The organism is Limnohabitans sp. INBF002 (genome assembly GCF_027924905.1).
In the GTDB taxonomy this organism is placed as follows: domain Bacteria; phylum Pseudomonadota; class Gammaproteobacteria; order Burkholderiales; family Burkholderiaceae_C; genus Limnohabitans.
In genome coordinates this window covers 1,303,574-1,319,227 of the sequence record NZ_AP027055.1, presented here as the reverse complement: position 1 = coordinate 1,319,227, position 15,654 = coordinate 1,303,574, and the positions used below count along the sequence as shown (strand labels likewise).

General features: G+C 55.4%; 1 protein-coding gene (running past one end of the window). It reads left to right on the top strand.

Annotated features, from left to right (window positions below; genetic code table 11):
* Positions 1–15,654 carry the end of a YDG domain-containing protein gene (locus QMG15_RS06545; RefSeq protein WP_281787922.1) on the top strand. Its footprint begins 19,284 nt before the window's first position, so only the last 15,654 of its 34,938 coding nucleotides appear in the window; its start codon lies beyond the left edge, outside the window; it ends in the stop codon at positions 15,652–15,654.

The following is a 15,654-nucleotide window of genomic DNA, read 5'->3' as shown; positions in this document are numbered from 1 at the left end:
TTGACTTTAGGAAAACCAGACTCAAGCACCAATATCACGATTGGTTCAAACTTAACCCTGTCAGGCCCCGTCAAGATTTACGGTGGCACGATTGACATCAGCGCCAACATCAACACCACGGCGGGTGGTAATGCTGGCGATGTGTTGCTCAAAGCTTCGGGCAACATCGTGTTGGGCAGCAGCAAGTCCATCACCACCACCGGCGGCGATGTGGTGTTGTGGGCCAACAGCGACAGCGTGGGTGCTGGCAACATTTCTTTAGGCAGTGGCGCATCCATCCAAACCAGTGGCGGCAACTTGGTGCTGGCGGGTGGCGCTGACGATGGCGCCAATGGCAGCACTGCCAACGATGGCACACCCGATGGCTATGCCCGTGGTGTGGGCACCGCTGGTATTTCGACCACGGGTAGCTTCACGTTGAACTCGGGTGCGGGTGCGTTGGTGTTGCGCGGTTCGTCTGATTTGAAGGTTGGCGTTTTGTTGTCAGCCACGACCACAGGCAGCCTCACCACCACCAGTGGCCGCATGGATGTGGTGGGTGTTGTCGACGCTGCTGCAACACCGAGCGACACACAAATGGGCGTTCTCACCACAGGCGGTGGCACCCTCAACATCACTTCTGCCACGGGCCTGATCAACCTCAGCGGTGAAGCCACGCGCTACGGCATTGCTTTCGGGGTGAACAGCACGTCACCTTATGCGACAGATGGTGTGACACAAACGGTCATTCAGTCTGGTAACACCACGTCAAATGCCATTTCGATTGTGGGTACTGGCACGAGCGGTGGCAGTCATGGCCTGTCGCTGCGCGGCGCGTCTACCAAGGTGTATGCCACTGCAGCGTTGGGTGGTATTACGCTGAGTGGTGTGTCAAACAATTGGAGCTCGGCTATCTACAGCCCAGTGGACGTGTTGGCCGTCTCTGGTCCCATTCGTTGGCTCAACTCGGATGCCACCTCAGGCATTTACGCGGCCACGACAAACATTACTTTCGGTTCTAAGTCGGGGGTGGCGGGCTTAGACACCAGCTCGTCTGATGTGACGGTTTATTTGAAGCTGCTCACGGGTACGCCCACCATTGCCATAGGGACCACGGGTGCAGTCAAAGTGCAGGGCGTGGATGGCACGGCATCGTTTGGGCAAACCTTTAACAGCAGCAAGTTCGCCTTCAACGCCAATGGCCAAACCATGGGCAGCTTGGTATTCGGCAGCCCCTTGAACACGCAAGCGTTGACAATCGACCAAACGTTGACAGCCAATGGCCCCATCACCGTTTACGGCGGAGCCCTGGCGATCAACGCGCCGCTGACTGCGACCAACAGCACCGTCAAGCTCACGGGCACCACCATCACCGATGGCGCATCAGGCTACATCACGGCTGACAAACTGGCTTTGCTCAGTGGCGCGGTGACCTTGGACCACACCAGCAACAACGTGGGCACCTTGGCCGCCAGCGGTGTGAGCAGCCTGACGTATGTCAACAGCGGTGCATTGACGATTGGCACGGTCAACCCCACAGGTATCACGGCCACGGGTGATGTGCGCATTGAAACACTCAGCGGTGATTTGACGGTGGCTGCTGATGTGGTGACCACCAGCACCACCGCCAATGCCGTGTTGTTGAATGCTGGCAAAAACACGGCGGCTGGCACATCAACGGGCGGCAACATTCTTGTTTCTGGCACGCCCACTCTCACAGCTGGCACGAACGGCGTGATCCGCCTGATGGGCGGCAGCGTGACGGGTAGCACTGGGTTGACCGACCTGGTGGGCAGCGGCTCAGGCCACTTCCGTTACAACTCGGACGAAGCCGCGACCCGTTACTCTGTGGCGCTGAGCCCCAATGTGATCAATGCGATTTACCGCGAACAACCGACGGCAACGACAAACATTGACAGCTTCACCGTGACGTATGGCTACGACCACACCACCACGCTGAACAACTTCAAACCCGATGGCACCACGGCACTGTCTACTGTGCGCACCGCGGTGAACGGTGATGACGCTGTCGCAGGCCTCGGCGTCATTATTGAAGGCGCCACGTATTCCACAGGCAACAAACTGGTGTATCGCGCCACGCCTTACACACTGACCGATGGTTTCACAAAGTTGGGCTATGCCACGAGCCAAACCGGCGGCAGCTTGTTGACGGTGGCGAAGAAAGATCTGAGCTTCTCTGGTTTGGTCATCAGCAGCAAAACCTATGACGGCAACGCCAACGCCAACCTGAGCATCAGCAGCACAACCTTGCCCGACAAGATCACGGGTGATGATGTATCCGTGTCATCTGTCACTGGTGCTTTTGATACACGTCATGTGGGCACAGCAAAAACAGTGACCATCACCGCTGCAACCATCGCAGGCACTGACGTGGGCAACTACACCGTCAACCTGAACGGGCAGGGCGGCACAGCCAATATCAATCAGCTGGCCTCTGCCACCTACGTGGGTGCATCGGGTGGTGACTGGTCAAACGCCGCCAACTGGGCCGTGACCGGCACCACCACACCGACGGGTGTGTTGCCTGACGGCAGCAACGTGGCATTGGCCATCATTCCAACGGGCCTCACTGTGGTGGCCAAGCCCCCGTTGAGCCCAGAGTTGGGCTACACGGGTAAGACACAAATTGCAGGCACGTTGCAAGTGGCGGCTGACAGCTACCTCGGTGCCGCACCTGTCAGTGCCACGCCAGACCTAATCACCCTCAACGGCGGCACATTGCAGGCCACCGACAGCTTCACACTCCACACCAACCGTGGCATCACTTTGGATGCCAGTGGTGGCACGTTCAGTGTGGATGCTTCGAAGAGCGTGGCTTATGCGGGCGTGATGGCGGGTACGGGTGGTTTGACCAAGTCGGGCTCGGGTACCTTGACCTTGACTGGGGGCAATACCAACTACTCGGGCGTCACGACGGTTTCTGTTGGTAATTTGATTGTGGGCGGTGCTGGCAATGCATTAGGCACTGGCAGTGTGTCGGTGGCTAGCCGTTTGAGTTTTGACACAGCCGCTGCAGCCTCATTTGCCAATGGCATCAGCATCACGGGCACGGGTGTTGTCGAGAACACAGGCAGCCATGCGGTCACTTTGACAGGTGTGGTGAACACCAACTTGACCGCCACCACGGTGGTGGATGGTGGCACCGCTGGCATCATTATTTCGGGCAGTGCTACACCGACAGGATCGGGTGCGGGCTACAACATCAAGGGCAACCTGACATTCCAAGGGCACAGTCTCAATAGCTTGGTCATTCGCTCCTTAGGGGATAGCAAAGTGACTTTTGCCGCGTCGGGAGGTGTGTCTAACTTCACACTCTGGTGGCTCGGTGGCGAAACCAGTTCTACTGCATTGAGCGTTGAGGTGGGTGCAGGTTTAACGGTGAGCGAAGGTGCATCGCAAGGCGCAGGCAACTTGTATTACAAAAACCTGAGCGGTGCTGGTACTTTGAATTTGGGTGGCACCACCTCAACAGGCTTTGTGCTGGGTGATGCAGACATTGCAACCCTCATCGCCAGTGGCAGCAAAAAAATCAGCATTGGTGAATTGGGTAGCGTTGCCGGTCGCCTGTTGTCTGGCAATGTGCAAGCCAATAGTGGCTTGTTGTTAGATTCAACCACCGACTACACCTTCGCGGGCGTACAAAGCGCTGGCACCTTGACCAAGCAACGGGCCAACACGGTCAAGCTCACAGGTGCCAACACATCGACCGGTGCCATCACCGTGAGCGCTGGCATTTTGCAAGTTGGTGATGCAGGCACCACTGGCGCGATCACAGGCAACGCGGCGGTGACCTCTGGTGCGAGCTTGGTGTTCAGCCGTTCAAACGCAGCCTCATACGTGGGCAACATCAGCGGCGCAGGCACGGTGACCAAGCTGGGTCCGAATGTGCTGACCCTCACGGGCACACAAACCTACACAGGTGCCACAGCCACGGGTGACGTAGGCGGTGGCTTGGTGTTCACCAACAACACCTTGCCCGTGACACCGGGTGCTTTCACAGGCAATGGTTTTGTCACGATTCAGCCGGTGCTGGCAGGCAGCTTTGGCGGCACTTTGTCGACCAGTGCGTACAGCTTTGGCAGCTCGCTCACGGGCTTGACTTTGGGGCGTGATGGCAACACATCGACCATCACCGTCAATTCGCTTTTGAGCATTGCTGGCCCGATCAGCATTTATGGCGGCACGATCAATTTGAGTGCAGACATCACCAGCACGGTTGCGAATGCGGCCATGTTGTTCAAGTCGACAGGGGATATCAACCAAGCGGCCAATGTGGATGTGCTGACCACTGGCGGCAGCACGGTGTATTGGGCCAACAGCGATGGTGGCAACAGAACAGGCATGGTGCTGCTTGAGACAGGCGCGACCATCACCACCCAAGGTGGTCATGTGTGGATGGGCGGCAGTGCTGCTGCCAATGGCCAAAGCACATGGCACGGTTTGACAGTGGGTGATGGCTATGCCGCCAGCGGCACATCGGTGGCGTTTGCAGGCGGTTCGAACTGGCTCAGCGGCATTGTGTTGAAGCGCAGCCAAATTTCTTCAGGCGGTGGTGATGTGTCGTTGTACGGGTACGGCGCAACGAGCGGCTCGGGTTTTGTGAACTTTGACAACACGACGATCAACTCAGGCACGGGTCAGATTTTGATCAACGCCAAGTCGTCGGGTATTTATGCGTTCTTGCCAGGACTTCACCCTGGTGTGACGCCTGGCGCGGCGTTTGAATTGCGTTCTGCTAACACAGGCGTCGATGCGATTCGTGTGGTGGTGGACGGTGTGGCCAGCAGCACCCCGGGTGCTGTGATTGAAGGCAACTTCCGCATGTTGGCTACCAATGGTGGTGGTGTGACTTTGTCGGGTCGCGCAGCAGCTGGCACTGCTGGATTGCAAGTGGGTAGCTCTTGGGGCAGCGGTGTGATGGATGTCTTGTCGACCACCGGCAACATCACGTTGGATGCAGGCACCAACAGCATCAGTTTCCAAAACGCATCCAGCGCGATTTACTTAGGCTCTAAATCGGGCAGCGCTGTGCAATCAGCCACAGGCAATATCTCGATGACTGCTGACAGCCTGTCACTCGCCAGTGCGTTGACCTATGCCAACACCACCGGCACCTTGACGATTGCGCCCACCTCGGCCAGCTTCTCCAGCGCAGTTAATAGCACCGGTTGGGTGTTGGGTACGGGTTTGAGTGCCTTGACAGTGGGTAGCCTGACCAACACGGCCAACATCACTTGGGCTTCCAGCAACACGGTGAATGGCCCCATCAAAATTTACGGTGGCAACATCACGCTCAACAGCGCGATTGGCACGACCAACGTGTTGACCGGCGATGTGTTGCTGCGTGGCGCAGACGTCAACAGCGCATACAACATCAGCTTGGCCGATGGCCGCACGCTCACCGTGGACAACACCGGCACCAACAGCATTGTGTCGGGCATCATTTCTGGCACGGGCGCCAATCTGGTGAAGCAGGGCACAGGTGCCTTGTATTTGCGCGGCGTCGACACCTACAGCGGCAACACCACTGTCGATGCGGGTTATTTGGAGTTGAGCACCACAGGTTCGTTGGTGACCGATGTGTTGAACAACGCAGGCTTGGGCTTTAACCAAACAGCCAACTACACTTTTGCCAAAACCATCAGTGGCACAGGCTATGTGGTGAAGTACGGCAGCAACACACTCACGTTGACCGCTGCCAACACCTACACCGGTGTGACCAACTTGCAAGGTGGTACTTTGTCTGTGTCGAGCTTGGCCAATGGCGGCGTGGCCAGCAACATCGGCCAGTCCACCAACGCAGCGGCTAACTTGGTCATCAACAATGCCACGCTCAAGTACACAGGCGCCGCCACCAGCACAGACCGATTGTTCACCTTGGGTGACAGCGGTGCCACAGTAGATGCCTCTGGCACAGGTGCATTGGTGTTCACCAACACAGGTGCTTTGGTTTACAGCGGCACAGCGGGTCGTTTGCTGACCTTGACAGGTACCAACACCGCCGACAACACCATGACCCCCGTGCTGGCCAATAACGTCGGTATCAGCAGCTTCACCAAAGCGGGCACTGGCAAGTGGGTGATGAAGGGTGTCAACACCTACAGCGGCCTCACCACCGTCTCTGGCGGCACCTTGAATGTGGGTGATGGCACAGACGCCTTGGCTTCGTTGGGGACCAACACCGTCAGCCTTGCCGCAGGCACCACACTCAACTTCAACCACAACAATGTTGTGTCAGTGGGCAACGCCATTTCTGGTTCGGGTCAACTCAACAAATTGGGTGGCAACACACTCAGCCTCACCGGTGTGAACAGCTACACCGGTGCTACAGGCGTGGGCAGTGCGGGGGGCGTGGTGTTTACCAACAACACAGCACCGACCACGGTTGGCTTCACAGGCTCAGGCACCGTGACGATTGAGCCGAGCACCACTTTTGCAAGTGCAGGCATCAGCAACTACACCTTTGCCAACACCATCTCGGGCTTCACATGGGGCAAGTCGTCCAACGTGGCTGACTTGACCATTGCCAGCCCCATCAGTATTGCCGGCCCCATCAGCTTGTACGGTGGCAATATCAATTTGAATGCCAACGTGAGCAGCAGCTTGGCCAATGCAGCCTTGCTGTTCAAAGCCTCGGGCGACATCACACAAGCCAGCAATGTGGCGGTGGGCAGCAATGGTGGCGACATCACCCTTTGGGCCAACAGCGATGGCGACACCACCAATTACGGTGGCATTTTGCTCAACTCGGGTTCGAGCATCAACAGCTCGAACGGCAACATCACCTTAGGTGGTGGCACGTCGTTGGCCACAGGCTATGCCACACACAAATCCACGAGTGTGGGCAACACAGGTAGCAGCGCAGCCGATTATTCAGGTGGCGTGGCGTTGTTCAATGCATCCATCAGTGCAGGCACAGGCGCTGTGACGGTGCGTGGTGAATCGGTGGGTTCTGTAGACGACTACGCCATGGGCATTTTGCTGCGCGGTGATGCAGGCACATCGTCCATCACCGGTGGTGCTGTGAGTTTGGTGGGGATTTCAAACAACGCATCTAACGCTTCTGGCGTCTCGATGGTGAATTCAACCGTCACAGCGGCAACTAACTTGACTGTGTCAGGCACGACCACACAAGCCACTTCATCGGCCTTGATGATGGATGCCACCAGCACCTTGACTGCAGGCGGCACTACGAACATCAGCGGCAATGCCAAAGTGGTATTGGGCAATGTGGACAGCACTGGTGCCTTGAGCATCAGCACCACCAGTGGTTCGGTGAGTCAAGTGGCGGGCACCACCGTGTTGGCTGACAGCACCACCAGCGTGACCGTGCAAAACGCAGACGTGACCTTGAACAACACGGGCAATGACATGGGCGGCCTCATCAGCGTGAGCAACGCCGCCAACCTGACTTTGCGCAGCACGTTATTGAAACTGGGCTCGATCGCCACGTCAGGCGTACAGACTTACAACAGTCCTGTGCAGTTGATGAGCAACCCAACGTTTGATGGCCACACCATCACATTTGCAAGCACTGTGAACGGTGATCAAAGTTTCACCGTGATTGACAGCGGTCATACCTTGCTGGCGGGTGCCGTTGGCGCGTCTGCTGCACCAACACGCATTGACATGACAGCGATCGATGGCATTGAAATCACGGGTGGCAAGGTGCGCAGCAGTGGCCCGCAGTGGTTTAAGTCACCCGTTCTTGTTAGCAATGCCGGCAACACTATTTTCGATAGCACAGCGGTTGCTAGCGCAGGGGCCAACATCACCTTTGAACAAACGCTGAACGCTGCAGGTGTTCAAACGGAGTCTGTCGGTATCGATGCAGGTACAGGGGGCATCGTGCGATGGAAGGGCGTCGTGGGTGGCGATAAAGCGTTGAATACGCTCACGTTGAGCAATGCAGCGAGCTTCACATTTGAAGCAGGTCTGAATGCCAAGACGCTAGTGACTGAAGCCATGCCCTACAGCGTGTCAATTTTGGAACGCAGCACCTTGACTGACCTTGTGGAGTTCAAGAACACGCAGGCATTGAAGTTGATCAATACCTCAACGACGGATGATTTTGTGGTTGCTGGCGGCATGAAGGCCACGGCACCTAGCGAGCTTGCATTGAGTGGCAAATTCAAGTCCACGAACCAAGCGATGGTGTTGGGGCGATATGACTCGGCCAATCCATTGCTTGGCAATGTCACCTTGCTGGACGACACCACTTTAGATACGGGAAGTACGGTTTCGACCGCTGTGCTGATCAAGATCGGCGGCAAGCTTGACGGTGGCTTTGATTTTGTGGCGAACAGCGCTGGTGTGACTCAGTTTGAAAGGCCTGTGGGCAGTCTGCAGCCGTTGCACAGTTTGCAAACCGATGCGCTGGGTTACACCGATGTCTCAGGTAGTTCGATCACAGCAAAAGCTGTCGGTGGCACGGTGTCCATCAAGGACCCGTTGACGTTGTCTGCTGCTTCCATACGAATATCGGCAGGTGCAAAGATTGAGTTTGCAGATACGGTTGCAAATGCTTCGGGGCAAACCGCTGCTTTGATTTTGAAAACGGCAAGTGATGGAACGATCTTGGCTTCCAAGGATATGGGCAGTGACACCGCGCGTTTAGGCAGTTTGTCTATTCTTGATACAGGTTCTGCCACGTTCATTGGTTCGGTGTATGTCGACACCCTGAGCACAGAGGCATTGGCGTACAACCTGAGCTTCAAAGGCGACAAAACTTACGTGACCCATTTCACGGAGTTTAAAAATAGTGGCACTGTGCAGCTGGGCGCTCTCAGTGGCACATCTGCTTTGCATTTTGAGAGCGGTTTAGAGGCCGTGCTGCCAAGTACTTTAGAAATGGCTGGCACAGTGAAGTCGCTGGGTCACAACATGGTGTTGGGTACGCCAAGCACGCATTTCAACTTGTTGAATGACCTGACGTTGGATGCAGGCAACGCTGATATTGATTTACGCAGCAAAGTCAGTGGCGATGTTTATGCCTTGAATTTAATAACAACGGGCACGGGTAAAGCAAAGTTTAGTGGCGGAGAAATATCAACAAGTGGTAATTTGACGTTGCGTGGCGAGGTCGTATTTGCAAATGAAACCAAGCTCACGGCAAGTCAAGTAACTTTAGGTGGAGCAACCACCGTCAACGGCAAGTTCACCATTGATGGTGCGGCCATTTTGGCGGGCGGCGCGGTTGATACAACTGGTTTTGATCAAGTCTACAAGGGCGCTGTCACGCTGAGCACGCAAGAAGCGACGCTGACCGGCTCGAATGTCACCTTCGAATCAACCGTTGACGGTGCACAGCGTTTGGTTGTTCATGCTTTAGGCGATGTTACTTTTGGTGGGGATGTGGGTAAATCATTAACCATTGCTGCACCTCTGCACATTGAAACTCAAGCGACCACCACACGCATCAAGGGCGAATTTATTCGAACCAGCGGCCAGTCATCCATCCTCTTTAACAATGATGTCGTGCTCACTTCAGCTTTGACAGAGTTCGACACCACGGCTTATGTCAATGGTTCAGGCAACGGGGCGAATATCACTTTCAATGGCTTACTTAATGGTGTCGACGGCACTCAGTCTGTCACGTTCAAAGCCGGTACTTTGGGTGTCGTTACCGCTGAAAAAGCCATTGCCGATGTCGCAACATTGACGTTGAGCAGCAGCAACGGTGCCAACTTTAATGATGCGGTTTCAGCCGGCAGCATCGTCATCGCGCATACGAAGCTCGGCCAAACGGTGAGCTTCTTGGGTGACGTGACAGCATCCACATTCACAACATTATTCGCAGATGGTTACAACTTGGTTTTCAAAGGTGCGTCAAACAAATTCACCCATGCAGTTGATTTCTTAAATACGGGTGGTTTGCAATTAGGCGATGCAAACCGTGCATTGAGCGCTACGCCCACAGATGTGAATTTTGAATTCGTGAATGGTGTGAAAGCCACATCACCCAATTCCGTGATGTTGGCAGGACGTTTTAAATCCAGCCATGCAGACATGGCGTTTGGATCGTCAACTGCCGACATCACACTTGGAAACGCAGTTGCGATTGACAGTGGCTCGGGTGATGTGATTTTTAATGGCGCTTTGGATTCAGAAGCCAACCAGCACTATTCGCTGAATGTCGTGAACGGTGGATATTTGACATTCCAAAAAGCAGTGGGACAAGCGGATCCCTTGAGCACTTTGACGATCAGTGGTGGCGGTAACGTTTACATCAACGGTGGTGAAATAAGCACAACAGGCGCACAAAGTTACGGTAACGCTGTGGTGCTGGGTGACACAACGACCCTCAACGCCTTGGGTGTGAACTTTGACCGCACGATCTCAGCCGCTGCACAAAGCTTGGGCTTGACGGTCAACAACCCAGGCACGACCACCTTCAACGGTGATGTGGACATTGGTTGGTTGGAGACAGACGGTGGTGGCACTTCAGACAACAAGGTGGAAATTCAAACAGCCAGCATCAAGACCACTGGCACGCAGCACTATGGCGAGCGTGTGTCCTTGACCAGCGCGGTACCTGTGACTTTGACCGGTGCAGGTGTGACGTTTGCTGACACCCTCGATGGACCACAAGCCTTGACGATTGAAGACTCAGGCGTGACGACGTTCACCAAAGAAGTGGGACATGGCACGGCCTTGGCTAGCTTGACGATCAAGGACAACAGAGGCACGTATGGCACGGTGCATATCAATGGTGGTGAAGTGACCACAACAGGCGCACAAGACTATCAAAATGCAGTGGAGGTGTGGAAGCCCACAACAACGCTGAATGCGTTGGACGTGACGTTCGCTAAATCAGTGAATGGTAAAGACGCAACTGCAGTGAACTTGACGGTCAATGCCTCCGTAGGCAATACGAGTGCAAACCTTGGCCATGCCACATTTGATGACACGGTTGGTTCAAGCGCCAAGCGAATTGGCACGTTGATCGTCAACAGCATGGGCACCACCACCTTCAAGGGCGATGTGGATGTTGGCTCATTAGAGACAGACGGTGGTGGCACTACAGATAACAAGGTGGAAATTCAAACAGCCAGCATCAAGACCTCAGGCACTCAGCACTATGGCGAGCGTGTGTCCTTGACCAGCGCGGTACCTGTGACTTTGACCGGTGCAGGTGTGACGTTTGCTGACACCCTCGATGGACCACAAGCCTTGACGATTGAAGACTCAGGCGTGACGACGTTCACCAAAGAAGTGGGACAGGGCACGGCCTTGGCTAGCTTGACGATCAAGGACAACAGAGGCACGTATGGCACGGTGCATATCGATGGTGGTGAAGTGACCACAACAGGTGCACAAGACTATCAAAATGCAGTGGAGGTGTGGAAGCCCACAACAACGCTGAATGCGTTGGACGTGACGTTCGCTAAATCAGTGAATGGTAAAGACGCAACTGCAGTGAACTTGACGGTTAGTGCCTCCGTGGGCAATACGAGTGCAAACCTTGGCCATGCCACATTTGATGACACGGTTGGTTCAAGCGCCAAGCGAATTGGCACGTTGATCGTCAACAGCATGGGCACCACCACCTTCAAGGGCGATGTGGATGTTGGCTCATTAGAGACAGACGGTGGTGGCACTACAGATAACAAGGTGGAAATTCAAACAGCCAGCATCAAGACCACTGGCACGCAGCACTATGGCGAGCGTGTGTCCTTGACCAGCGCGGTACCTGTGACTTTGACCGGTGCAGGTGTGACGTTTGCTGACCCCCTCGATGGCCCACAAGCCTTGACGATTGAAGACTCAGGCGTGACGACGTTCACCAAAGAAGTGGGACATGGCACGGCCTTGGCTAGCTTGACGATCAAGGACAACGGTGGCACGTATGGCACGGTGCATATCAATGGTGGTGAAGTGACCACAACAGGCGCACAAGACTATCAAAATGCAGTGGAGGTGTGGAAGCCCACAACAACGCTGAATGCGTTGGACGTGACGTTCGCTAAATCAGTGAATGGTAAAGACGCAACTGCAGTGAACTTGACGGTCAATGCCTCCGTGGGCAACACGAGTGCAAACTTTGGCCATGCCACATTTGATGACACGGTTAGTTCAAGCGCCAAGCGAATTGGCACGTTAATCGTCAACAGCATGGGCACCACCACCTTCAAGGGCGATGTGGATGTTGGCTCATTAGAGACAGACGGTGGCGGAACTTCCGCTAACCAAGTGAACATCAACACAGCCAACATCAAGACCACTGGCACGCAGCACTATGGCGAGCGTGTGTCCTTGACCAGCGCGGCACCTGTGACTTTGACCGGTGCAGGTGTGACGTTTGCTGGCACCCTCGATGGCCCACAAGCCTTGACGATTGAAGACTCAGGCGTGACGACGTTCACCAAAGAAGTGGGACAAGGCACGGCCTTGGCTAGCTTGACGATCAAGGACAACGGTGGCACGTATGGCACGGTGCATATCAATGGTGGTGAAGTGACCACAACAGGCGCACAAAGTTACGGTAACGCTGTGGTGCTGGGTAACACAACGACCCTCAACGCCTTGGGTGTGAACTTTGACCGCACGATCTCAGCCGCTGCACAAAGCTTGGGCTTGACGGTCAACAACCTAGGCACGACCACCTTCAACGGTGATGTGGACATTGGTTGGTTGGAGACAGACGGTGGTGGCACTTCAGACAACAAGGTGGAAATTCAAACAGCCAGCATCAAGACCACTGGCACGCAGCACTATGGCGAGCGTGTGTCCTTGACCAGCGCGGTACCTGTGACTTTGACCGGTGCAGGTGTGACGTTTGCTGACACCCTCGATGGTCCACAAGCCTTGACGATTGAAGATTCAGGCGTGACGACGTTCACCAAAGAAGTGGGACAGGGCACTGCCTTGGCTAGCTTGACGATCAAGGACAACGGTGGCGTGCATGGCACGGTGCATATCGATGGTGGTGAAGTGACCACAACAGGCGCACAAAGTTACGGTAACGCTGTGGTGCTGGGTGACACAACGACCCTCAACGCCTTGGGTGTGAACTTTGACCGCACGATCACAGCCGCTGCACAAAGCTTGGGCTTGACGGTCAACAACCTAGGCACGACCACCTTCAAGGGCGATGTGGACATTGGTTGGTTAGAGACAGACGGTGGCGGGACTTCAGATAACAAGGTGGAAATTCAAACAGCCAGCATCAAGACCACTGGCACTCAGCACTATGGCGAGCGTGTGTCCTTGACTAGCCCAGTGGTTACTTTGAGTGCTACATCAGTTACGTTTGATCGCCCTGTGGATGGTCAAAGCTTGATCGTTGACGCAATTGCCAAGATCAACGGCGGTGGCGTGACGACAACTGGTTCACAAACCTACAGCGATCAGATGATTTTGGGGGATGACACTACGTTGACGTCAACCACGGACACCTTGATTTTCCGAAGCATCACCGATGGTGCGTCGACTTCCACATCGACTCAGATACCCGTGTTCAATCTGAATTTGAAATCAGCCATGGCATTGACCTTGGGTGATGTGAACATCGGCGGTCAGTTGGCATTGACCACGAAAACGGGTGGTGTGTCACAACGTGCCAACACCAGTCTGAACATCGGTGGTGCTGCGACCTTGACTGCCGATGCAGGTACACACCAAGTGGCCGCGCTGACCAGCGCCAACAACACCTTCACAGGTCGGCTGACCTTCAATCAAGTCAACAGCGGTTCGTGGGCCGATGTGTCGGTGACAACAGATGCACCTTTGACCTTGGGGCCGCTACAAAGTGGTGGGTCAGTCAATTTGCAAACGCAAGGCGCATTGACCTCCAGCACGATCAGCACGTCTGGTAGTTTGACGCTGAACAGCCATGGCGGTGCGGTGTCTGTGGGAGCCAGTACGGTGTCCGGCAGCATGAGCGTGCAAACGGGTGGAGGCGCGATGGCCCAGACAGGTCAATTTGTGGTGACGGGTAACACCTCGATTACAGCGGGCACGGGAACCATCACGCTTCTCAATGCACTCAATAATTTTGGTGGCGCATTAGCTTTGCAAGGGGCATCCACCTCGGTGGCGACCAGCGGTAATTTGCAATTGGCCAACGTGACTAACACCGGTCCAATGACTTTGCTTGCACCCCAAGGTTCGATTGACCTAGGCACCGCCTTCATCACTGGCGGCGACTTGACCTTGCAAAGCCGTGACAACATGAACCTAGGTGGTGCCAACATCACAGGTAGCTTGAACATGAGCAGCACAACCGGTACCGTGTCGTTTGGACAAGCCACTGTGATGGGCAATTTGACGGCAGCTACACAAGGCCAGCAAGTTGACCTAGGTTCTGCCAGCGTGGGCGGTAATTTGTCAGTGCAAACCAACGGCGGCAACATTCTGCAAAGTACAACGCCAAACGCTGCGTTGCATGTCACGGGCATCAGCACGCTGAATGCCGGCACGGGCAATGTGACCTTGCCCAATATGCCTAACCAGTTTGGTGGGGCCGTCAGTTTGCAAGCCAACAACGTGCAGTTGGTGGGAAGCGATGGTTTGATCTTGGGCAACAGCACCGTCACAGGAAATCTGAGTGTGACCGCGGCCACAGGCAATGTCACACAAAATGCGCCACTGACCGTGACAGGCACCAGCACCTTCAACGCCATACAGGGCGATGTGGTGCTTGCCCAAGCCAACACCTTTGTGCAGCCCATGGCTGTGAATGCTGTCAACGTCACTGTGCACGCGATCTCCGCTTTGACCTTGGGTGCCAGTACCGTGACGGGCGATTTGATGGCCACGGTGGACCAAGGTGATTTGACGCAAACAGCCCCACTGACCGTGGGTGGCAAGACAGACCTGATCACCGCCACAGGCAACGTGGCGTTGACCAACGCCGCCAACAGCTTTGCCGATCTTGTGTCGGTGGATACCGCGGGCACGCTCAAACTCACCAGCGGCGGCCCCTTGACGCTGGGTCAAGTGAAAACAGTGGGAGACACCGATCTCAAGAGCAACGGCAAACTCGATTTGGGCATATCGGTTTTTGGTGCCAAGGTGAATGCCAACAGTGGCGGTTTTGACATTGTGCAAACCGGCCCCATCAAAGTAGGCGGCAACTCAAACTTTGAAGCGGGCAATGCCAAGATTGATTTGTTCAACCCCAAGAATGCATGGTCGGGTTCCATCCTCTACAAGGGCGGCATCGTGATGATCAACCACCCACAACTGATGAACGCAGTGAATGCCGGTACGTTGGTGGTTCGCGCTGAAACATCAGCGGCGCAAACCGCCAAAGTGAGTGCGCCGGCAAGCACAGGCACCGCTGCAGCCAATGGTGCATCCTCTGGCACGGCCAACGGTGACAGCGCTGTGTCAGTGGCTGTGACTCGCCCAGCATCCAGCAACCAAACGGGCTTGATCACAGTGGCGGTGTCGTCAGAAGCCGCAGCTCCCGGACGCAGCTTCTCGTTCTCCATTGAGTCGCAGGTGCCGGCCGCAACAGCCACCAACACCGAAGTGCGTGTGACACAAGCAGATGGCAAGCCACTGCCCGAGTGGTTGCGTTACGAGGCCACCACCAAAACTTTTGTGGCAACCACCGTGCCGCCTGGCGCGTTCCCGCTGCAACTGAAAGTGGGCATTGGCGGCGTGGAGACGTTGATGGTCATCAGCGAGAAGCCACCGGGTCAATAA